At 73.9% G+C, this 20,492-nt stretch carries 19 protein-coding genes; 11 read left to right on the forward strand and 8 right to left on the reverse strand.

What is annotated here, in order from left to right:
* Positions 1-43: 43 nt before the first annotated feature.
* The gene (locus L3X23_RS29515) at positions 44-694 is read left to right on the forward strand and encodes a cache domain-containing protein (protein WP_237196308.1); all 651 of its coding nucleotides are present in this window, start codon (positions 44-46) and stop codon (positions 692-694) included.
* 66 nt (positions 695-760) lie between these two features.
* Here the strand turns inward: L3X23_RS29515 and L3X23_RS29520 are convergent, their stop codons facing one another.
* From L3X23_RS29520 to L3X23_RS29535, 4 genes are all read right to left on the reverse strand, one after another.
* A complete protein-coding gene (locus L3X23_RS29520) occupies positions 761-1,030 on the reverse strand; it encodes a hypothetical protein (RefSeq protein ID WP_093076436.1) in 270 nt (89 codons plus the stop codon).
* A gap of 2 nt (positions 1,031-1,032) precedes the next feature.
* On the reverse strand, positions 1,033-1,503 hold the full coding sequence (locus L3X23_RS29525; RefSeq protein WP_093076439.1) for a (2Fe-2S)-binding protein: 471 nt from the start codon (positions 1,501-1,503) through the stop codon (positions 1,033-1,035).
* Positions 1,504-1,506: 3 nt separating this feature from the next.
* Positions 1,507-3,858 carry a molybdopterin cofactor-binding domain-containing protein gene (locus L3X23_RS29530; protein WP_237196310.1) on the reverse strand — a complete coding sequence of 784 codons (2,352 nt, stop codon included), beginning with the start codon at positions 3,856-3,858 and terminating at the stop codon, positions 1,507-1,509.
* 291 nt (positions 3,859-4,149) lie between these two features.
* On the reverse strand, positions 4,150-5,196 hold the full coding sequence (locus L3X23_RS29535) for an isopenicillin N synthase family oxygenase (RefSeq protein WP_237196312.1): 1,047 nt from the start codon (positions 5,194-5,196) through the stop codon (positions 4,150-4,152).
* 81 nt (positions 5,197-5,277) lie between these two features.
* Here L3X23_RS29535 and L3X23_RS29540 point away from each other — a divergent pair, with 81 nt between their 5' ends.
* The gene (locus tag L3X23_RS29540) at positions 5,278-5,883 is read left to right on the forward strand and encodes a helix-turn-helix domain-containing protein (protein WP_237196314.1); all 606 of its coding nucleotides are present in this window, start codon (positions 5,278-5,280) and stop codon (positions 5,881-5,883) included.
* Between the two features lie 79 nt (positions 5,884-5,962).
* Here L3X23_RS29540 and serS read toward each other — a convergent pair whose 3' ends face one another.
* Entirely contained in the window at positions 5,963-7,228 is a 1,266-nt protein-coding gene (gene serS / locus L3X23_RS29545) for a serine--tRNA ligase (protein WP_237196316.1), read from the reverse strand.
* A gap of 118 nt (positions 7,229-7,346) precedes the next feature.
* Between serS and L3X23_RS29550 the strand changes: the two genes are divergently transcribed.
* On the forward strand, positions 7,347-8,981 hold the full coding sequence (locus tag L3X23_RS29550) for an AMP-binding protein (protein WP_237196318.1): 1,635 nt from the start codon (positions 7,347-7,349) through the stop codon (positions 8,979-8,981).
* A gap of 109 nt (positions 8,982-9,090) precedes the next feature.
* Entirely contained in the window at positions 9,091-9,477 is a 387-nt protein-coding gene (locus L3X23_RS29555; protein ID WP_093077383.1) for a cold-shock protein, read from the forward strand.
* Positions 9,478-9,568: 91 nt separating this feature from the next.
* Here the strand turns inward: L3X23_RS29555 and L3X23_RS29560 are convergent, their stop codons facing one another.
* Genes L3X23_RS29560 through L3X23_RS29570 form a run of 3 tightly spaced genes read right to left on the reverse strand, consistent with a single transcriptional unit; the run spans position 9,569 to position 12,355 of the window.
* The gene (locus L3X23_RS29560; protein WP_237196320.1) at positions 9,569-10,036 is read right to left on the reverse strand and encodes a DUF2771 family protein; all 468 of its coding nucleotides are present in this window, start codon (positions 10,034-10,036) and stop codon (positions 9,569-9,571) included.
* 4 nt (positions 10,037-10,040) lie between these two features.
* Entirely contained in the window at positions 10,041-11,585 is a 1,545-nt protein-coding gene (locus tag L3X23_RS29565; protein WP_237196323.1) for an MFS transporter, read from the reverse strand.
* A gap of 23 nt (positions 11,586-11,608) precedes the next feature.
* Entirely contained in the window at positions 11,609-12,355 is a 747-nt protein-coding gene (locus tag L3X23_RS29570) for a glutaminyl-peptide cyclotransferase (RefSeq protein WP_237196325.1), read from the reverse strand.
* 50 nt (positions 12,356-12,405) lie between these two features.
* Between L3X23_RS29570 and L3X23_RS29575 the strand changes: the two genes are divergently transcribed.
* From L3X23_RS29575 to L3X23_RS29605, 7 genes are all read left to right on the forward strand, one after another.
* Positions 12,406-13,185 carry a DUF3027 domain-containing protein gene (locus tag L3X23_RS29575; RefSeq protein ID WP_237196326.1) on the forward strand — a complete coding sequence of 260 codons (780 nt, stop codon included), beginning with the start codon at positions 12,406-12,408 and terminating at the stop codon, positions 13,183-13,185.
* The gene (locus L3X23_RS29580; RefSeq protein ID WP_237196328.1) at positions 13,086-16,226 is read left to right on the forward strand and encodes a sacsin N-terminal ATP-binding-like domain-containing protein; all 3,141 of its coding nucleotides are present in this window, start codon (positions 13,086-13,088) and stop codon (positions 16,224-16,226) included. The genes L3X23_RS29575 and L3X23_RS29580 overlap by 100 nt, the downstream gene beginning before the upstream one ends.
* 19 nt (positions 16,227-16,245) lie before the next feature.
* The gene (gene mshA, locus L3X23_RS29585; RefSeq protein ID WP_237196330.1) at positions 16,246-17,541 is read left to right on the forward strand and encodes a D-inositol-3-phosphate glycosyltransferase; all 1,296 of its coding nucleotides are present in this window, start codon (positions 16,246-16,248) and stop codon (positions 17,539-17,541) included.
* Positions 17,538-18,020, forward strand: coding sequence for a YbjN domain-containing protein (locus L3X23_RS29590; RefSeq protein ID WP_237196332.1), 483 nt, complete (start codon positions 17,538-17,540; stop codon positions 18,018-18,020). The genes mshA and L3X23_RS29590 overlap by 4 nt, the downstream gene beginning before the upstream one ends.
* A 68-nt stretch (positions 18,021-18,088) precedes the next feature.
* A complete protein-coding gene (locus L3X23_RS29595; RefSeq protein ID WP_237196334.1) occupies positions 18,089-19,090 on the forward strand; it encodes a DUF4349 domain-containing protein in 1,002 nt (333 codons plus the stop codon).
* 84 nt (positions 19,091-19,174) lie between these two features.
* Positions 19,175-19,933 (forward strand): GntR family transcriptional regulator, encoded by a 759-nt coding sequence (locus tag L3X23_RS29600; RefSeq protein ID WP_237196336.1) that lies wholly within the window; start codon positions 19,175-19,177, stop codon positions 19,931-19,933.
* A gap of 26 nt (positions 19,934-19,959) precedes the next feature.
* Positions 19,960-20,451: a MarR family winged helix-turn-helix transcriptional regulator gene (locus L3X23_RS29605; RefSeq protein WP_237196339.1), complete on the forward strand. Its 492-nt coding sequence runs from the start codon at positions 19,960-19,962 to the stop codon at positions 20,449-20,451.
* The last annotated feature ends 41 nt before the right edge of the window (positions 20,452-20,492 follow it).

Raw genomic sequence — 20,492 nt, forward strand, 5'->3', positions numbered from 1 at the left:
TCGCCACTCACGACCGGACTCCGCGGCGGACCAGGCGGCCGCGGTGATCGAGCGCGTCGTGGAGCGGGTGTTCCGGTCCGTCGCCGCGGTGCGGGACGACCTGGTCGCCGGCTACCGCGCGGCCGGCGGGCGGATGTGCGACGCGGACGTCACGGCGGTGCGGGAGGCGCTGATCGCACGGTTGGTGCGGGAGCGGTCCGTCGCCGTCGGGATGGGGGTGATCGTGGCGCCGGGGCTGCTCGTCGACCGTCCACTGCGGATGGAGTGGTGGCAGGCGGACACCGAGGCCGCGCCGGTGATGCTGGAGGTGGACCTCAACCCGGCGAGCGTGGGGTTCTACGACTACGCGGCCGCCGAGTGGTTCACGGTGCCCCGCCGGACCGGGCGCCGCCACGTCGTCGGGCCCTATGTGGACGTCCACGGCACCGATCGCTACCTGCTCACCCTGACCCTGCCGGTGCTGGCGGACGGGCGGTTCGTGGGGGTCGCTGGGGCGGACGTGCCGGTCGCGCGCTTCGAGACGCTGGTGCTGCGCGAGCTGGGGGACCTCGCCGCGGACGTCGTGGTGGTGAACGTCGAGGACCGCGTGGTCCTCTCGACGAGCCCGCGCTGGCTGGTGGGCGACCGGGCCGTCCTGACCGACGCACCCTGTCGCGCCCTCGACGAGCCGGACTGGCGCGTCGTCGTCACCTGACGGAGAACGGTCGTGCGTGGTAAGTGGTGCTCTGGCACCACTTACCACGCACGGGCGGCGGAGCCGCTAGTCGAGGGGGCCGTTGAGCAGGCCGCCCACGGGGCCCTCGACGAAGCGCGGGTCGGGGGTCGGGAACTCGGTCTCGACGCCGTCGGCGCCGCTGGGGCCGTTGCCGTTGCTCGCGTCCATGAACTGCGCGACGAGCTGCTCGGCGGTCGCCAGGGTGGCGGTCGCGCCCTGCGTCGGCGGCTGGGTGTCCTCGGCCGCCAGGGCGGTGCCGGCGACGAACGGGATGGCGGCCATGCCGAGGGCGGCGCCGCAGATGATGGTCCTCATGGTCACATCTCCTCCGCGCCGGCCTTGATGGCCTCGCGGATCCGGTTGTAGGTGCCGCAACGGCAGATGTTGCGGATCTCCTCGATGGCCGCGTCGTCGACGTCGCGGCCCTCCTTGCGGCACTGCTCCACCTTGGCGACGGCCGCCATGATCTGGCCCGGCTGGCAGAAGCCGCACTGGGCGACGTCCATGTCGATCCAGGCCTGCTGCATGGGGTGGAGCTTGTCGCCGTCGGCCAGACCCTCGATCGTGGTGATCTCGTCGGACTCCTTGATGTCGGAGACCGGCACGGAGCACGGGTTGAAGGCCTGGCCGTTGATGTGGCTGGTGCACGCCTTGCAGACGTTGATGCCGCAGCCGTACTTCGGACCGGTGACGCCGAGCAGGTCCCGGATCACCCAGAGCAGGCGGACGTCGTCCTCGGCCTCGACCGTGACCTTCTCGCCGTTGAGGTGCAGGGTGCGCGTAGGCATGGGTCAGCCTCCGTAGGTGTAGCGCAGGCCGTCGACCGGCGACTCGGGGATCGGGGGCACGAGCGGCTTCGGCTCGAACGGGAACGGGTCGAGGTGGTTGATCGGGAAGTACGTCGGGACCTTGCCGACCGCCTTGGCGTACGCGTTCGCGATCGCGCCGCAGGTCGCGGCCACCGCGGCCTCCCCGGCGCCGCCGGGCTCGTCGGCCTGGTCGTCCGGCTCGACGATGATGATGTTCAGCTCCGGCGGGGTGTTCCACTGCCGCGTGTAGAAGTAGTTGTCCCAGCTGGCCTCGACGAAGTGCCCGTCGGTGAGGTGCAGGCTGGAGGTGAGGATCAGCGCGATGGCGTCGTTGATCCCGCCCATCATCTGGGCCTCGAGGCCCTTGGGGTTGATCACCAGGCCGGCGTCGATCGCGAAGGTCACCTTGGTGACGCGCGGGCCGGTGACGCCCTCGCGGATCTTCCGGTTCACCGTCTCGGGGCGGCAGTCGATCTCCACCAGCGCGGCGGTGACGCCCTTGTACTCGTGGTGGATGCCCAGGCCCTGCGCGGTGCCGTTCTTCATCGACCGGCCCCAGCGGCCCTGCTTGGCCACGGCGTCGAGCACCCCGCGGATGCGGTCGCTGCGGGCGAACTCGCGGCGGAACTCGTAGGCGTCGCGGCCCATCTTGTTCGCGAGCTGGTCGGTGACGACCTCGCGCGCGGTGGTGACGTCCGGGGAGTAGACGTTGCGCATCGACGAGGTGTTGAAGCGCATGTCCACCTCGTTGAGCATGCGGGTGGACACCCCGAAGTTGTACGGGTTCGCCTGGGTGAGCTCGAAGATCGACTCGGCGAACGTGAGGTTGCCGCCCGGGGCCTTCGCGCCCGCCGCGGTGATGGCGTCACCGAGGCCGTGGGTGAAGTCGGTGGAGACGCTGGTGTGGCGCTGCTCGAAGGACAGCACCGAGTCCTTGGTGACCGTGGCCCGCACCCGGGAGGTGCACATGCCGTGGACCCGGCCCTGGCGCGAGTCGTCCGCGCGGGTCCACATCAGCTTGACGGGCTTGCCCATCGCCTGGGAGACCTCGGCGGCCTCGAGCGCGGCGTCGAAGAAGAGCTTGCGGCCGAACGACCCGCCGCCCTGGACGACGTGCACGGTGACCGCGTTCTGCGGCAGGCCCAGCTTCTTCGCGATCGCCGCCTGCGCGGTGACCGGGTTCTTCATCGGGCCCCAGATCGTGGCGCTGTCGCTGCGCACGTCCGCGATGGCGGAGTTGGGCTCGAGCGAGCTGTTGCTCTTGAAGTAGAAGGTGAACGAACCCTCGACGGTCTCGACCGCGCCCGCCGGCACGACCAGCGGCAGCTCCGCGGCCTTGAGCTTGGCGAGGATGGTCTCGTCGCTCTCGCCGTGCACCGTGCCGTCGTTCCAGGACACCTGCAGGGCGCGGACGCCGTCGATGGCCTGGCCGAAGGTCTGTGCCCGGACCGCGACGCCGGTGGACACGACCTCCACGTCGGTGATGCCGGGCATCGCGCGGACCTGCTTGAGGTTCTCGACGTCGTCCGGGGTGCCGTTGAGGTCGGGCGCCCGGCAGATCACGGTCGGCAGGGCGTCGGGGATCTTCAGGTCGTTCACGAAGGACTTGCGGCCGGTGACGATGTCCCGGGCGTCGGTCTTCGTCTGCGGCTTGCCGATGATCGTGAAGTCCTCGCGGGGCTTCAGGACGACGTCGACGGCCTGGTCGACCGCGCTCGAGGCGGGCTCGGTCAGGTCCCCGATCGGCAGGGCGTTGCCGAGGGTGTCGGTGATCAGGCCCTTGCGCGCGGTCAGCGTGCGCACGTCCTGGTTGAGGATCTGCGCGGCCGCGTCGAGCAGGCGCATCTGGGCCAGCGCCGCCGCGACCCGGATCGGGGTGTAGGTGGTGAAGGTGGTGCTCGACCCGCCGGTGATCTGGTTGAACAGCAGTTCGGGGCGGGCGTCGGCCAGGGTGACCTGCACCTGGTCGACGTCGAGGCCCATCTCCTCCGCGATGATCATCTGCGTCGAGGTGATGATGCCCTGACCGTTGTCGGACCGGGGGAGCGCGAAGGACACGGTGCCGTCGCGGTTCACCTCGACCCGGATCAGGTTCGCCGTGGGGCGCGAGGCGTCCCGCAGCAGGTCGAGGAGGTCGTAGGCCTCCGGGGGCTGCGGCGCGGACGTGATCGGGGCGGCCGTGGCGCTCGGACCGCCGAAGATCTCCTGGCGGGTCAGCTCGGCGGCCACGACGAGCGTCGGGGCCGCGACCAGGTAGCCGAGGAACTTGCGCCGACCGACCGGGGCGCGGAGGCCCTCTCTCTTGGGCGGGGGCGCGACGCGATGCTGGGCCATTCGGGGTCCTCTTCGTCGGGGACGATCCCGGGGTCTGCTTGGGGAGCGGTTGTCCGGGTTTCTTGCGCCGCCAACGACGAGGAGGTTCGACGGTTGCGTGTCGGACCGTCGAGGAAATGTCGGTCGTGCGCCCCGCACGGATCGTGACTTCGCAGCTCAGCGAACAGAAGGGCAGGCTACCCTGACCCGCATCTGCGGGTCAGGGTACCGCTGCCGCGACTCATCTGCGGGACAGGGCGCGGGCCGGGGCTCCACTCCATCGAGTGAGGCGTGTCGGTGCGTGCGACCTGGTCAAAGGGTGAGTGGACCACCCAGGCGAGACGCCTCCCGGGTGGCGTTCGTGGCCAGCGTGCCGCCGCGGCTCGCGGCGAGCTTCGCCGCGAGGTGCTCGCCGACCGTGACCGCCTCGTAGAGGGCCGGGTGGTCGGCGTCGACGCAGGTCGGGAGGGGCGCGATGACGGCGTCGACGTTGCCGTCGTGGAAGAAGGCCGCGGAGCGGCGCGGGACCAGCACGCCGTCGACGCGCGGCGCCGCGACCCGGTGCATCGTGGAGATCCAGCGGTCGTTGGTCCAGCGCGCGAGGGCGTCCCCGAGGTTGACCAGCAGGGCACCGGGGGCGGGCTGGACGGGCTGCCAGGCGCCCTCGTCGTCCAGGATCTCCAGGCCCGGCACCGCGTCCGCCCAGAGCACCGTGACGATGCCGTAGTCGGTGTGCGCGCCCATGCCGACCTGGTCGGCCTCCAGCTCGACGTCCGCGGCGGGGAGTCGGTAGTTGATCATGCGCAGGACGTCGATCGAGTGGTCGGTGAAGGGCGTCAGGCCCGCGTCGCCGAGACCGAGGGCGCGGCCGAAGACCCGGGTCATGGCGCGGGCGACGCGACCCGCCTCGGCGAACCACGCCTCCACGGCCTCGCGGAAGCCGGGGACGGCGGGCCAGACGTTCGTCCCGTAGTCCGCCTCCGAGAGGTCGAGGTCGGCGAACGAGGCCGCTTCGGTGCCGACGTTGAACGCCTCGAACAGGTCGGCCGCGCTCGTCAGGCCGAGGCTGTTCGCCAGCGACTCCGCCTTCGGTGGGGTGTAGCCGCGGTTCACTCCGGGCGGGCAGCGGTAGGCGCCCTTGGCCGCGGGGTCGGCGGCGAAGAAGGCGTCCGTGGCCGCGGTGAACGCCGCGAGGGTCTCCGCGGGGATCCCGTGCCCCACGACCTGCATGAACCCGACGGTCCGGGCGGCCCGGTCGACGGCCGCGGCGACCCCGTCCGGGTCGGTGCCGTCGAGGTACAGGGCGAGGTCGATGATCGGGACGTCGAGGACGCCGTTCGTGGTCCGGGCGACCGACATGGGTGCAGCTCCTTGCCGTGGGTGATTGCTAGCAACTATCGTTCCGTGCAGAACGACTGTCAAGAGCTGTCAGGAGGTCCGGTGGAGGACGAGGCGGTGCTCCATGCGCGGGTCGGTGCCACGATCCGCGCGCTGCGGGAGAAGTCCGGGCTCTCGATGCGCGAGCTGGCCCGGCGGGCGGGGGTCAGCCAGCCGTTCCTGTCGCAGATCGAGCGGGGGGCGAGCGCGCCGTCGATGATCACCACCTACCGGCTCGCCGAGGCGCTCGGCGAGCAGCCGGGCGCACTGCTCCCGGCGCCCGGCGAACCGGTCACGGTGGTGCGGGCAGGCGAGGGCCGGGCGATCCCGGTGGCGAACCGGCCGGACGCCGCGACGGGCCGTGCGCTGGTGATGCAGCCGGGCACCCCGCTCGAGGTGATCGAGTACGTCGTGGCGCCCGGGGAGTACCTCGAGGAGTGGTTCGCGCTCCCCGGCGAGCTGGCCGTCTACGTGGTCGACGGGGAGCTGGAGGTCGAGGTCGAGGGCCGCGCTCCCGTCGTCCTCGGTCCGCGGGACCTGGTCTCGCACTCCGCGGCGCTGCGACACCGCTGGCGGGTGCACGGGGACGCCCCGGTGCACCTGCTCCTGGCCATCGCGCACCCGTCGGAGGGTCCGGCCCGCCGCCCGGCCGCGCGGACCGGCAGCTGAGCGATCGTGAGCGGCGATAGTCGCTCTAGCAACTATCACCACTCACGGGTTAGGGGGTCCGACTATCGCCACTCATGGGTCAGGGGGTCAGGGTGTCGAAGCCGGTGTAGGGGACGAGGGCCTCGGGGATCCGCACGCTGCCGTCCGGCTGCTGGCCCTGCTCCAGGATCGCGACCAGGGTGCGGCCGACGGGCAGCCCCGAGCCGTTCAGCGTGGCCGCGAACCCGCGCGCGCCGTCCTTGGCCTTGGTGCGGATGCCCGCGCGGCGCGCCTGGAACGTGCCGAAGTCCGAGCACGAGCTGATCTCGCGGTAGGTGCCCTGGCTGGGCAGCCACACCTCGATGTCGTAGGTGTACTCGGCCGAGAAACCGATGTCCCCGGCCGCGAGCCGGACCAGCCGGTAGGCCAGGCCGAGCTCCTGCATGATCGCCTCGGCGTGGCCGACCAGGACCTCCAGCTCCGCGCGCGACCGCGCCGGGTCCACGATCCGGACCAGCTCGACCTTCGAGAACTCGTGCAGCCGGATGAGCCCGCGGGTGTCCCGGCCGTACGACCCCGCCTCGGAGCGGAAGCACGGCGTGTGCGCGGTGTAGGCCAGCGGGAGCTCCTCGGCGGCGAGGGTCTCCTTCGCGTGCAGGTTGGTGAGCGGCACCTCGGCGGTGGGGATGAGGAACAGCTCGCGGTCCGCCACCTCGGTGCGGAACAGGTCCTGCTCGAACTTCGGCAGCTGACCCGTGCCGGTCATCGTGGGGCGGGTGACCAGCGTCGGCACCGACCACTCGGTGTACCCGTGCCGCTCGGTGTGGCGGTCGAGGAAGAACCGCGACAGCGCCCGCTCCAGTGCCGCACCGCGGCCCTTGAGCACGGCGAACCGCGGGCCGCTCAGCTTCGTGGCCCGCCCCAGGTCGAGGATGCCCAGCTTCTCGCCCAGGTCGACGTGGTCCTGCGGGTCCTCGACCGCGGGGATCTCGCCCCACGTGCGGACGAGCTCCGCGTCCGCGTCCGACGCGCCGTCCGGCAGCTCGTCGGCGGGCAGGTTCGGGATCTCCAGGAGGTACTCGTTCAGCTCGGCCTCGAGGAGCTTGACCTCCTCCTCGGCGAGCGTGATCTGGGCCCGGGTCTCCTTGGCCTTCTCGATGATCGCGGGGCGCTCGTCCGGGGAGGCGCCCTTGACCGACTTCTGCAGCCGGTTGGCCTCGGCGCGACTCTCGTCCGCCTTCCGGATGGCCGCGTTGCGGCCTGCGGACAGGCGCTCGAGGCGTGCGACGTCGAGGGTGAAGCCGCGGCGGGCGAGCTTGCGCGCCGCGTCGGTCGCCGGGTCGAGCAGGACGCGAGGGTCGTGCATCGTTCGAGGGTATCGGGCGCGGTCGACCGGCTTTTCCTCCCCATCCGGGTGTGGCGCACGCCTCGGCCGCGTCGCAGGATGGGGCTCGATCCCGACAGTGGTGTTGAAGGAGTCGAGTGTGACCAGTCCAGTGGTGCCGTCGTACGCGTCGGGCGTCTCCGACGTCCCCCTGCTCGGCGACACGATCGGCGACAACCTCGACCGGACGGTGGCCGCGGACCCCGACCGCGAGGCCATGGTCGACGTCCCCTCGGGCCGCCGCTGGACCTACGCCCAGCTGCGCGCGGACGTCGACGCCCTGGCCCTGGGCCTGCACGAGTCCGGTCTGACCAAGGGCGACCGGGTCGGGATCTGGGCGCCGAACATGCCCGAGTGGACGCTGCTGCAGTACGCGACGGCCAAGCTCGGCGTCATCCTCGTGAACATCAACCCGGCCTACCGCACCCACGAGCTGGAGTTCGTGCTCAAGCAGGCCGGGATCGCGACGCTGGTGGCGGCGAGCGCCTTCAAGACCTCGGACTACGAGGCCATGATCGGCGAGGTCCGCGGCAACTGCCCCGACCTGCGCTCGGTGGTGATCATCGGGTCCCCGGAGTGGGACGCGCTGGCCGCGACCACCGGTGAGCTGCCGCGGATCGAGCTCTCCCCGGACGACCCGATCAACATCCAGTACACCTCCGGGACCACGGGGTTCCCGAAGGGCGCCACGCTGAGCCACCACAACATCCTCAACAACGGCTACAACGTCGGGGCGCTGTGCGGGTACACCCCGGAGGACCGGGTCTGCATCCCGGTGCCCTTCTACCACTGCTTCGGCATGGTCATGGGCAACCTGGCGTGCACCTCCCTCGGCTGCACCATGGTCATCCCCGGTCAGGGTTTCGACCCGCTGGCCACCCTGACCGCCGTCGCGCAGGAGCGGTGCACCTCGCTCTACGGCGTGCCGACGATGTTCATCGCCGAGCTCAACCACCCGGACTTCGAGTCGTTCGACCTGTCCAGCCTGCGGACCGGGATCATGGCGGGCTCGCCGTGCCCGGTCGAGGTGATGAAGCAGGTCGTCGCGCGGATGGGCATGGAGGAGGTCACCATCTGCTACGGCATGACGGAGACCTCCCCGGTGTCCATGCAGACCCGCCGGGACGACTCGCTCGAGCAGCGGGTGTCCACGGTGGGGCGGGTGCACCCGCACCTCGAGATCAAGATCGTGGACCCGGACACCGGCCTGACCGTGCCGCGCGGGGAGCCCGGCGAGCTGTGCACGCGGGGCTACTCGGTGATGCTGGGTTACTGGAACCAGCCGGACAAGACCGCGGAGTCGATCGACGCCGCCCGCTGGATGCACACCGGCGACCTCGGGATCATGGACGCCGACGGGTACGTCAACATCACCGGCCGGATCAAGGACATGGTCATCCGCGGCGGCGAGAACGTGTACCCGCGCGAGATCGAGGAGTTCCTCTACACCCACCCGGACGTCGTCGACGCGCAGGTCATCGGGGTGCCGGACGTCAGGTACGGCGAGGAGCTGTGCGCCTGGGTGATCCTGCGCGAGGGCGCCCCGCCGCTGGACGCCGCCGGTGTCAAGGAGTTCGCCGCCGGGAAGCTGGCGCACTACAAGGTCCCGCGGTACGTGCTCGTGGTCGACGAGTTCCCGATGACGGTGACCGGCAAGGTCCGCAAGGTCGAGATGCGGGAGAAGTCCGTCGGCCTGCTGGACCTCGGCGAGGCGGCCGCGGTGAAGAACGCCTGACATCCGGGCTGGATCAGGACTATTCTCGAACGAGCGCGTCCCGGTGTCGCCGGGACGCGTTCGTCGTGTGTACGACGTGGTGGGAACGAACGAGGAACGGGTGAGCAGGGTGCCTACCGGCAGGGTCAAGTGGTACGACGCCGAGAAGGGCTTCGGTTTCCTCGCGCAGGACGGCGGTGAGGACGTCTACGTCCGCAAGGCCTCGCTGCCCCCCGGTGTGGAGGCGCTCAAGCAGGGACAGCGCGTCGAGTTCGGGATGGCCGAGGGCCGCCGCGGCCCGCAGGCGCTGTCCGTGCGGCTCGTCGAGAGTCAGCACTCCGTGGTCGAGGCCACGCGCAGGCCCGCCGAGGAGCTCCACGGCCTCATCGAGGACATGATCAAGCTGCTCGACGCGCGGGTCCAGCCGGACCTGCGGCGGGGCCGCTACCCCGACCGCAAGACCGCCAAGCTCGCTGCGGAGGTCGTCCGCGCGGTGGCGCGGGACCTGGACGGCTGAGCCGGCTGAGCCGGCTCCGCTGCCCCGGCCGGGCTGGACCCGGCGAACGGCGCGTTCGCTCACCAGGTGTGAGCGAGCGCGCCGTTCGTCGTCAGGGCTGGGCGACGAGGACCCAGGTCGCGCGGGCCGGGTAGTCGATCTCGCCGGTGTCCGGGTTGGCGACGGGGGCGGCGCCGAGGAGCTGGACCTGGGCGGTCTGCAGGACGTCTCCGGGCTCGGGGAGCGTGAGCGTGTAGCTCTCCTGCGCGTTCGGGGCGAAGACCGGGCTGCGGCCGGTGGTCTGCTGCCCGGTCGCGTCCACGTAGGCGAAGACGAGGGACCAGGGCGCCTCGGACACCTCCGACGGCACGCTGACCTCGACCGCGGTGCCCGCCGGGACGGGGAGCACGGCCCGGGCCTGGTCGTCGTTCGTGCAGTCCCGGAGCCGGACGTCGCAGAACTGGGAGGGGCCCACGGTCACCTCCTGGCCGCTCACCGACCAGGTGACCTGCGGGTTCCCGCCGCCGCACCCCGCGAGCAGGAACAGACCGCCGAGCAGGACGAGCAGGGAGCGACGCACCCGGTCAGGCTACCGGCGCCGACTGCCGCTCCAGGACCGGTGCCTTCCCGCCGAGGCCCGGCACCAGCGACCTGCCCCGGGTGACCAGCCACGTCTGGACGCCGACGACGCCGACGACGGACGCGATCACGCAGAACCCGATCCAGAACGTGCTGTGCGGCAGCAGCACGCCGAGCGCACCGCCGAACACCCACGCGAGCTGCAGGACCGTCTCCGACCGACCGAAGGCCGACGCCCGCGACTCCTCCGGCAGGTCCCGCTGGATCACGCCGTCGAGGCAGACCTTGGCCAGGGCGCTGGCGGTGGCGCCGACCAGGCCGACGATCGCCGCCGTCGCGATCCCGGGGAACACCGCGGCGACGACCGACACCGCGCAGGCCGCGGCCACACAGCAGACGATCATGATCTCGGGGCGTTCGAAGCGCAGCCGGGAGCCGACGCCGTTGCCCAGGAACGAGCCCGCGCCCGCCGCCGCGCCGATGATCCCGATCAGGAACAGCTGCCGCGCCGCGTCCCCCTCGGCCTGCTGCTTGACCACGAACGCCACGAACAGGGTGAGGAACCCGGTCAGCAGCCGGGCGCCCGCGTTGCCCCACAGCGCGACCAGCACCGAGCGCCCGACCCTGGCGCGCTTGGCCTTGCGGGTGCTGCGCAGCCGGGCAGGCACCTCGCCCGAGGTGACCTCGACCCACTTGGGGATGCGGGCGCTGAGAACCGCACCCGCGAGGCCGAGCGCCGCGGTGAAGTACAGCGCGCCCGGCGAGCCCCAGAAGTAGGCCACGCCGCTGGCGATGCCACCGAACACCCCGCCCGCGATCAGCCCGAACGTCGTCAGGCGGGAGTTGGTGGTGGCGAGGGTGATGCCCTCGGGCAGCACCCTCGGGGTGATCGCCGCCTTGAGCACCGTGAACGACTTCGACAGCACCATCGCGCCGAGCGCGGCGGGGTAGAGGATCCAGTTCTCGTAGTTCAGCGCCATGACCACGCACAGCGCGGCGCGGCCGACGAACGCGGCCGCCAGGGCGGCCCGCCTGCCCCGCTGCAGCCGGTCCAGGAGCGGGCCGATCACCGGGGCGACCACGGCGAACGGGGCCACGGTGATCAGCAGGTAGAGCGCGACGTTCGTCTTCGACTCGGCGGTGGCCGCGGCGAAGAACAGGGTGTTGGCCAGCGCGACGGCCACGGCGGCGTCGACCGCGTAGTCCATCATCGAGGCGTAGGTGAGGCTGGTGAGCCCGGAGCGGTCGGCGCCGTCCGCGTGCGCGGCGCGCTTGAAGGTGTTCACCGCGCGGCCGGTCAGCTGCCGGGTGCGCATCCCGGCCACCCGGGTCACCGTGAGCTTCTTCGGCATGCCCGGCGGAGCCTGGTCGGGCCGGGCTTCGGGCTCGGGTTCCGGGGCGGGCCCCGGCGGTGGCGGGGCCGGGTTCGGGTTCGGGTCTGGGGGCGCCGCGTTCGGGTCCCGGCGGTACTGGTGCGGGTCGTAGTCCGGGTCGTCGTGCCACGGGTAGCGGCGACGCACCGTGGGCTCGTAGGGGTCGTCGCGCGCCATGGGTCCCATTCTGCCCGGCGGGCTCAGCGCAGGCGCACCCGAAACGTCGACGGCCACCACTTTCCGGTGAGCAGGTACTCGTCGCCGGTGACGTGGGCGATGCCGTTGAGCACGTCGGCGTCCGCCCGCTGCGCGGCCGGGAGCAGACCCGAGGCGTCGATCTCGGCGGTCACCGCGCCCGTCTCGGGGTCCAGGCGCACGATCCGGTCGGTCTGCCAGACGTTCGCCCACACCTGGCCGTCGACGCACTCCAGCTCGTTGAGGTTCGTCACGCCGACGCTCACCGAGCCGGTCTCGGCGAACGTGCGCGGATCGTGGAAGTGCAGCCGGTCGGTGCCGTCGGAGCGGACGAGCCGGTCGCGGCCCGCGTCGAGGCAGAGCCCCCACCCCTCGCCCTGGTAGGGGACCCGGCGCAGCAGGGTCAGGGTGGCCCGGTCCCACTCCAGCGCGACGCCGTCCTGCCAGGTCAGCTGCCAGATCGTCGGCCCGACGACGGTGATCCCCTCGCCGAACAGCTCCGCCGGGATCGGCACGGCGCGGCGGACGGCGCCGGTGGCGGGGTCGAGCTCGCGCAGCTGGGACCGCCCGACCAGCCCGGTGCCCTCGTAGAGGACGCCGTCCGCCAGCTCGAGGCCCTGGGTGAAGGCGGTGGGGTCGTGCGGGATCGTCTCCAGGACCTGCGGGCGCACCGGAGTCGGGGGTGCCGCGGTCGCCGCGCAGGCCGAGAGCAGGGCGGCCGCGGCGAGCAGGGCGGTGAGGGTCCGGCGCATCGCGGGTGATGATGCCGGCCGCCGACGGCGCGGATGGCACAATCGGAGCCATGTCCACCCTGAGTGCGCCCCCCGCCCACGGCGTCGCCCTCGACCTGGCCGTCGAGGCCGTCGAGACGGCCCGGGCGGCGGCCGTCGAGGAGGCCACCGCCGACCTCGGCCCGGAGGCGGCGGCGGTCGCGGTCGGCGTGCACCTGGGCGCGGACGTGGAGGACGGGTCGGCGGTCACGCACCGGTTCGCGGCGGACGTCGCGGGCTACCGCGGCTGGCTGTGGTCGGTGACCGTGGCCGCGGTCGAGGACGGGCCGGTCACGGTGTCCGAGGTGGTGTTGTTGCCCGGCGAGTCCGCGCTGGTCGCGCCGGGATGGGTGCCGTGGAGCGAGCGGATCCGGCCCGGTGACCTCGGCCCCGGCGACCTGCTGCCCGTGGAGCCGGACGACTCGCGCCTGGTGCCCGCGTACGTGCAGTCGGACGACCCGGCCGTCGAGGAGGTCGCGGTCGAGATCGGCCTCGGCCGCACCCGGGTGCTGTCCCGTGAGGCCCGCCAGGACGCGGCGGAGCGCTGGCAGGACACCCACGGCCCCGACTCGGACATGGCGCGCGCCGCCACCGAGGTGTGCGGGACCTGCGGCTTCTTCCTCCCCCTGGAGGGCTCGCTGCGCGGCGGCTTCGGCGCCTGCGCCAACCAGTACTCGCCCGCGGACGGCACGGTCGTGTCCGTGGAGTTCGGGTGCGGTGCGCACTCCGAGATCGAGGTGCGGGTCGGCTCGCCGGTCCCCGTCTCCGCCCTGGTCTACGACGACGGCGTGGACCTCGAGGACCGCTCCTGAACGACCCGGTCGACCCGTTCGACACCGCGGGTCTGCGCGCCGCCCTGCTCGCCGCCTGGGCGGACTCCCCGACGCGCTTCCGGGAGGACGCCAACGCCGAGGAGGACCTGGTCCTCGGCGGGTACGCGGCGACCTGGTTCGTCGAGCTCGCGCAGAACGCCGCCGACGCGGCCCGCGCGGCCGGCGTGCCCGGCCGGGTCCGGGTCGCGGTGGCGGAGGGCGAGCTCCGGGTCGCGAACACCGGTGCCCCGCTGACCGCCGCGGGCGTCGCCGCGCTCGCCTCCCTGCGCGCCTCGGCGAAGCGGGACGACCCGGGCTCGGCGGGACGCTTCGGCGTCGGGTTCGCGGCGGTGCTGCCGCTGTCGTCCGCGCCGCGGGTCGTGGTCGGGACCGGCGTCGGGGTGCGGTTCTCCGAGGCGGACACGCTCGCCGCCGTGCGGGAGCTCCCCGGGCCCGCCGCCGAGCTCGCGCGCCGCGGCGGGGACGCCGCGCCGGGGCGGGTCCCGGTGTTGCGGCTGGTCTGGCCGGTCGAGGCGGACGAGCCCGGCCCGCCCGCCGGGTACGCGACCGAGGTGCGGCTGCAGCTGCGCGAACCCGGGTCGGCGGCCCGCCTGCTCGCCGCGGCCCGCGCGGCGGCGCCGGACCTGCTGCTCGCCCTGCCCGACCTCGCGGAGATCGAGGTCGACGGGGCCGTGGTGTCCCGGAGCCACACCGACGGCGTGACGGACGTGGGCGGGGCGCGCTACCGCCTGGTGCGGGCGGTGGCCCGGGTCGACGAGCCCGGTACCGCCCTCGAGGAGCGCGGGCGGCGCGAGCGCGGGGTGTGCTGGGCGCTGCCGGTGTCCGCGGACGGGTCGCCCGCGCCGTTCGCGCCGGACGCGGGCGAGGTGCTGCACGCGCCCACCCCCTCCGCGGAGCGGCTGAGCCTGCCCGCCCGGTTGCTCGCCGACCTGCCGATGGATCCCGACCGCCGTCGCTTCCGGGCGGGCCCGGCCGCGGACGCCGTGCTGGGCGCCGCGGCGTCGGCATACGTGGAGCTGGTGCGCGCGGTGGCGCCCGCGGACCGGTTGTCGCTGGTCCCGGCTCCGGGTTTCCCGCTCTCCGAGCTCGACGGGGCCCTGCGCACGGCGGTGCTCGAGGAGCTGGCGGGCCGCGCCTGGCTGCCCGCCGCGCAGGCGGAGGCGTCGGAGCTGGTGCCGCGGCGGGCCGAGTGGCTCGACCTGCCGGGCGCCGACGGGCTCGCCGAGCTGCTCGCCGCGGCCGACGACGGCTTCGCCCGGCTCGCCGCGGTGGACCCGCGGGACGCGGCGCTGCTCACCGAGCTCGGGGTGCGGCGGGTGTCCGCGGCGGAGCTGACCGACCGCCTGCACGCGGTGGAGCGGGAGCCGGGCTGGTGGCGCGGGCTGTACGCGGTGCTGGAACCCGCGCTGGACACCGTGCCGGGGCTCGCGGAGGACCTGCGCGCCCTGCCGGTGCCGCTGGTCGACGGGCGGCTGGTCGCCGGGCCGCCGTCGGTCGTGATCGGCGCCGACGAGGGGGACCGGAGCGTCGCGGACCGGACGCTCTCGTCACCGTCGTCGGGCGCGGCGTCCGGTGAGTGGGACAGGAGCGTGCCGGGCCGGACGCTCGGGTCACCCTCGCCGCGTGTGGGGGACGGGGGGTTCGGGGCCGTCGCGGCGCTCGGGCTGCCGGGGTTGCACGTCGTCGCGCCCGAGGCCGTGCACCCGCTGCTGCGCAGGCTCGGTGCCCGGGAGGTCGACGGGCCCGCGTTGCTGGAGCACCCGGCGCTGCGCGCGGCCGTGGAGCGGTCGGTGGACGACGCGGAGGCGGGCCTCGACCCGGCGCCGCTGGCCGCGGCGGTCCTCGGGCTGCTGCGGGAGCCGACGCCGGGGTTCGGCGCGCTCGCGCTGCCGGACGACGAGGGGGTGCCCAGCCGCGCCGACGAGCTGGTGCTGCCGGACGCCGCCGTCCGGCCGCTGCTGGACGCCGACGCCCCGGTCGGCGTCCTCGCCGCCGACTGGGCCGCCCGGTTCCCCCGCGAGGCGCTGGTCACGGCGGGGGTGCTCGACGGGTTCGCGGTCGTCGTCGACGAGGAGCCCACGGGCCCCGACCACGACCTGCACGACGAGGACCTCTGGTGGGACCGCGCCGGGGACGCCGAGCCGACCCGGGTCGTCGCGGTGCGCGACCTCGACCTCGTCGCCGACCACGCCTGGCCGGGCGCCCTCGCGCTCCTCGCGGGCGCGCCCGCCACCCGCGCCGCGCTGCTCGAACCCGGCGGCTACACGAGCTGGTGGCTCGCCCGCCACGCGCTGCTCGCCGACCGGGAACCGGGCTACTGGCGATCGCCGTCGGCCGAGACGATCGCGGGCCTCTACGACCCCGCCCCGAGCAGCCTCGACGACGCCGTGCTCGCGGCGGTCGGGGTGCGGACCGGGCTCGCCGTCGCGGACCCGCGTGAGGCCGCCGACCTGCTGGAACGGCTGGCCGACCCGACGCGCACGGTGTCGCCGGAGCTCGGGGCGCGGGCGCACGAGGCGCTGGCGGAGGCGGTCGCGGACGGCCGGGTGGACGTGGCCGCGCTCGACCTGCCGGACCGGGTCCGGTCGCTGGCCGGGACGGTCGTGTCCGTCGACGACGCCGTCGTCCTCGACGCGCCGTGGACGGCCGCGGTGCTGCCCGCCGCCGAGCTCGTGGTGGGCGGCGAACCCGCGGCGCTGGCCGAGATCCTGGATCTCCCGCTCGCGTCGGAGGTCGTCGCGGGCGAGGTGGTCGGCACGGGCCGGGCGGTCGCCTGGGCGGACCTGCCGGAGGTCGTGGTGGCGTGCCGCACAGCGGGCCTCGCGCCGCCCGCCGGATTCGTCTGGTCCCACGACACCCTGGAGATCGACCTGACCCGGCCCGAGAAGGCCAGGCGCAGGGTCCCGACCTGGGTCGACGAGGCCGGGCGGGTACACGCCGACGACCCCGTCCGGGCCCTGCTCGCCCACCGCGCCGCCCACCCCGGGCGACCGGCGGGCGGCGCGGTGCCGGGCGCGTGAGCGTGCTAGGAAGAAGCATGTGAACATCCCGGTCCGTGGGCGTGTCGCCGTCCTGTCGGTGCACACCTCCCCGCTCGAGCAACCCGGCACGGGCGATGCGGGCGGGATGAACGTCTACATCGCCGAGACCGCCACCCGTATGGCACGCCGCGGGGTGCCCGTGGAGATCTTCACCCGGGCCACGTCGTCGGAGCAGCCGCCGGTCGCCGAGCTCGCGCCCGGCGTGCTCGTCCGGCACATCGCCGCGGGCCCCTTCGAGGGGCTCGGGAAGAACGACCTCCCCGGCCAGCTGTGCGCCTTCACCGCGGGCGTGCTGCGGACCGAGGCGCACCACGAGCCCGGCTGGTACGGCGCGGTGCACTCGCACTACTGGCTCTCCGGTCAGGTCGGGTGGCTGGCCAGGGACCGCTGGGGCGTGCCGCTGGTGCACACCGCGCACACCCTGGCCCGGGTCAAGAACGCCGCGCTCGCCGAGGGCGACGAGCCCGAGCCCATGGTCCGGGTCATCGGCGAGGACCAGGTCGTCGCCGAGGCGGACCGGCTGACCGCGAACACCGACACCGAGGCCCGCCAGCTGGTGGAGCTGTGCGGGGCGGACCCGCTGCGCACGGTCGTGATCCCGCCCGGGGTGGACCTCGACCGCTTCCGTCCCGGCGACCGGGCGGCCGCGCGGGCCCGGCTGGGGATCCCGCGGGACGCCGTCGTGCTCGGGTTCGTGGGGCGGATCCAGCGGCTCAAGGCCCCGGACGTGCTGTTGCGGGCGGCCGCCGAGATGGTGCGCCGCGACCCCGGGCTGCGCGCGCGCCTGGTGGTGCTGGTCGCGGGCGGGCCGTCCGGGTCCGGGCTCGCCGAGCCGACGTCGCTGCAGGAGCTGGCGGCGCACCTGGGGATCGCCGACACCGTCCGGTTCCTGCCGCCCCAGGCGGGCCCCGCGCTGGCCACGGTCTACCGGGCCGCGGACGTCATGGCGGTGCCCAGCCACAACGAGTCGTTCGGGCTGGTCGCCCTGGAGGCCCAGGCCTGCGGGACGCCGGTCGTGGCGGCGGACGTCGGCGGGCTGCCCGTCGCCGTCGCCGACGAGCGGTCCGGGCTCCTGGTCCCGGGGCACGGGTCGGAGGAGTGGGCCTCGGCGTTGGCCTCGGTGGCGCTGGACCCGGCGCGGCGCGAGCGGCTGGCGTCGGGCGCCGTGGCGCACGCCCGGGACTTCTCCTGGGACCGCACGACGGACGCGCTGCTGGCCACCTACGCGGACGCGGGCCGCGAACACGCGGCCCGGCTGCGGCGCAGGCTCGTCGCGGGCATCATCGAGGGGTGAACCCGGAGATCATCGCAGGGATCGAGAAGGCGCTCGACGAGCTGGAGGTCCCGCACACCCGCCGGGAGCCGGGCCAGTACCTGGTCACGCTGGAGGGCGAGAACCGGCTCAACACCCCGACCTGGCTGATCGTGCGCGAGCAGACCGTGTTCGTGCAGGCCTTCGTGTGCAGGCAGCCCGACGAGAACCACGAGGGCGTCTACCGGTTCATGCTGCAGCGCAACGCCCGGCTCTACGGCGTGCACTACGCGCTGGACCGGGTCGGGGACATCCACCTCGTCGGGCGCATCCCCTTCGCGGCGGTGAGCGCGGACGAGGTCGACCGGGTGCTCGGGCAGGTGCTCGAGGCCGCGGACGGGGACTTCAACACCTTCCTCGAGCTGGGCTTCGCGGAGTCGATCAAGCGCGAGTACGCCTGGCGGAGCGACCGGGGCGAGTCGCTGGCGAACCTCAAGGCCTTCGAGCACCTCTTCACCTGAGTTCCCCCGGTGCAACCTGATCGGCCACTCCCTGCGTCCTGGGGTCGAACCGGACCTCGGAGGGTGACATGCAGCTGGTGGCGGAGCGGGCGGGGCTGTCCCGGACCCCAGGGACCCCACGGACCCCACGGAACCCGCGGACAGCACGGACGCGGCGTGGGCGCTGGGTCGCGGGGATCGTCGCGGGGGTGATCGTGCTGGGCTCCGCCTCGGTCGTGGCGGGGGTGGCACTGGAGTCCGGCGGGGTGAGCGGCGCCGCCGCGCCGGACACCGGCACCGCGGAGGTCGGCGGCTACAGCGGTCCGACCGCGGAGTCCGTCCCGAGCAGCCCGGCGATCGCGGACCGCGGCAGCGCGCCGGGGATCGCGCCGCTGGACCCCGCCCTCGCGGGGATGGACGTGATCCGCACCGCGACGCTGACCCTGCAGGTCGCCGACCCGGCGGTCGCGGCGGGCGAGGTCCGCGGCGCGGTGGCCGCCGCCGGCGGGTTCGTGGCGCAGGAGCGCAGCGTGGGGACCTCCTCGGCCGGGTTCACCCTGCGTGTGCCGACCGACCGGCTCGACGCGTTCACCGAGCGGATCGCGGGCCTCGGCACGGTGACCGCGCGGGGCGGCGAGACCCAGGACGTCGGTGGACAGGTCGCCGACCTCGACGGCCGAGTCGCGGCCCAGCAGGCGAGCGTCGCGCGGGTGCGCGGGCTGCTCGACCGGGCCACCACGATCAGCGAGATCGTCTCCGTGGAGGCGGAGCTGGCCTCCCGCGAGGCGGACCTGGAGTCCCTGCAGCGGCGGGTCGCGGTGCTGCGCGACCAGGTCTCGATGGCGACCGTGGAGCTCTCCCTGACCCCGGTCGTCGCGCCGCCGCCGCCCGCGACCGGTGGTTTCCTCGGCGGTCTCACCCTCGGCTGGCAGGGTCTGCAGGCCGTCGGGGCGGCGACGCTGGCGGTCCTGGGCTTCGTGGTGCCGATGCTCCCGATCGTGGCGGTGCCGGCGGGTCTCGGCTGGTTCGTCCGACGGCAGGTGGTGCGGCGCCGCCGTCCGGCACCGACGGTGGACGAGCCGGTGTCGTGAGTGGCGATAGTCGCCATGGCGACCATCGCCGCTCACAGGACGGGTTACGCTTTCGCGACGCACCTGCGAACCCGGGAGGACGCGATGGGCGCGCGCCCCCTGGTGCGCAAGGGAGTCGAGCCGCTGTGGGCCCAGCTCCTCGCCGACCTGCGGGACCGGCTGGAGGCCCACGAGTTCGACTCGGCCTTCCCCGGCGAGCTCGCTCTCGTCGCCGAGTACAAGGTCAGCAGGCACACCGTCCGCGAGGCGCTGCGCAGGCTGCGCGAGGAGGGCCTGGTCGTCGCCGGGCGGGGGCGGACGCCGCGGCTGGCCGGGCCGGTCGAGATCGAGCAGCAGCTCGGGTCGCTCTACAGCCTCTTCTCCGCCGTCGAGTCGACCGGGCGGGAGCAGCGCAGCGTCGTCCGGACCCTCGACGTCCGGGCGGACGGGGTCATCGCGGCGCGGCTCGGGCTGGAGGAGTCCACCCCGCTGGTGCACCTCGAGCGGCTGCGCCTCGCCGAGGGCGAGCCGCTGGCCGTGGACCGGGTCTGGCTGCCCGAGGAGGTCGCGGCCCCGCTGCTCGACGTCGACTTCACCCACACCGGCGTCTACCCCGAGCTGGAGCGGCTGTGCGGGATCCGGGTCGCCGGGGGCCGGGAGAACATCAGGGCCGTGGTGCCCTCCGCGGAGGAGCGCAGGCTGCTGGAGATCGGCCCGGGCGTCGCGGCGCTGGCCATCGAGCGGCTGGGGCGCTCGCGCGGCGCGGCCGTCGAGTGGCGGCACACGCTGGTGCGCGGGGACCGGTTCACGCTGACCGCGCAGTTCAGCGCCAAGGACGGGTACCTCATCGGCGCCACCCCATAGGTTGAGTTCTCAAGTATGCTGGGGGCATGACCGAACCCCGCTGGCTGACGCCCGCCGAGCTGAAGGCCTGGATGGCCTTCGTCGCGGCGACGACGCTGCTCGACGGTGCGCTCGACCGGCAGCTCCAGCGGGACTCCGGCATGCCGCACGCCTACTACCTGATCCTCGCGATGCTGTCCGACGCCCCGAACCACACGCTGCGGATGAGCGAGCTGGCCGCGGCCACGCAGAGCAGCCAGAGCAGGCTGAGCCACGCCGTCACGCGGCTGGAGCGGGAGGGCTGGGTCTCCCGCCGCCCCTGCCCGGACGACCGCCGCTCCACCTTCGCGACCCTGACCCCGGAGGGTCTCGACGCCCTGCGCCGGGCCGCCCCGGGCCACGTGGGCACCGTGCGGGACAACCTGTTCGACGCGCTGACCCCCGAGCAGGTCGACCAGCTCGAGGCGATCTGCCGGGCGATGTTGGGCAGGCTCACCCGTGACCCGGACGCCACCCCCATGCCGGGGGTCTGTCCCTGAGGCCGTGTGTCGCAGGCCGGAGGCCCCGGCTTCCGCGCCGG

It is taken from the genome of Pseudonocardia sp. WMMC193, assembly GCF_021728735.1.
Taxonomy (GTDB): Bacteria; Actinomycetota; Actinomycetes; order Mycobacteriales; family Pseudonocardiaceae; genus Pseudonocardia; species Pseudonocardia oroxyli.

Excerpts from the sequence above, each read along its gene's own strand:
- L3X23_RS29520 (WP_093076436.1), bottom strand. The coding sequence starts at position 1,030 with ATGAGGACCATCATCTGCGGCGCCGCCCTCGGCATGGCCGCCATCCCG.
- L3X23_RS29530 (WP_237196310.1), bottom strand. The coding sequence starts at position 3,858 with ATGGCCCAGCATCGCGTCGCGCCCCCGCCCAAGAGAGAGGGCCTCCGC.
- L3X23_RS29575 (WP_237196326.1), top strand. The coding sequence starts at position 12,406 with ATGTCCACCCTGAGTGCGCCCCCCGCCCACGGCGTCGCCCTCGACCTG.
- L3X23_RS29525 (WP_093076439.1), bottom strand. The coding sequence starts at position 1,503 with ATGCCTACGCGCACCCTGCACCTCAACGGCGAGAAGGTCACGGTCGAG.
- L3X23_RS29535 (WP_237196312.1), bottom strand. The coding sequence starts at position 5,196 with ATGTCGGTCGCCCGGACCACGAACGGCGTCCTCGACGTCCCGATCATC.
- L3X23_RS29570 (WP_237196325.1), bottom strand. The coding sequence starts at position 12,355 with ATGCGCCGGACCCTCACCGCCCTGCTCGCCGCGGCCGCCCTGCTCTCG.
- L3X23_RS29595 (WP_237196334.1), top strand. The coding sequence starts at position 18,089 with ATGCAGCTGGTGGCGGAGCGGGCGGGGCTGTCCCGGACCCCAGGGACC.
- L3X23_RS29565 (WP_237196323.1), bottom strand. The coding sequence starts at position 11,585 with ATGGCGCGCGACGACCCCTACGAGCCCACGGTGCGTCGCCGCTACCCG.
- L3X23_RS29605 (WP_237196339.1), top strand. The coding sequence starts at position 19,960 with ATGACCGAACCCCGCTGGCTGACGCCCGCCGAGCTGAAGGCCTGGATG.
- serS (WP_237196316.1), bottom strand. The coding sequence starts at position 7,228 with ATGCACGACCCTCGCGTCCTGCTCGACCCGGCGACCGACGCGGCGCGC.
- L3X23_RS29600 (WP_237196336.1), top strand. The coding sequence starts at position 19,175 with ATGGGCGCGCGCCCCCTGGTGCGCAAGGGAGTCGAGCCGCTGTGGGCC.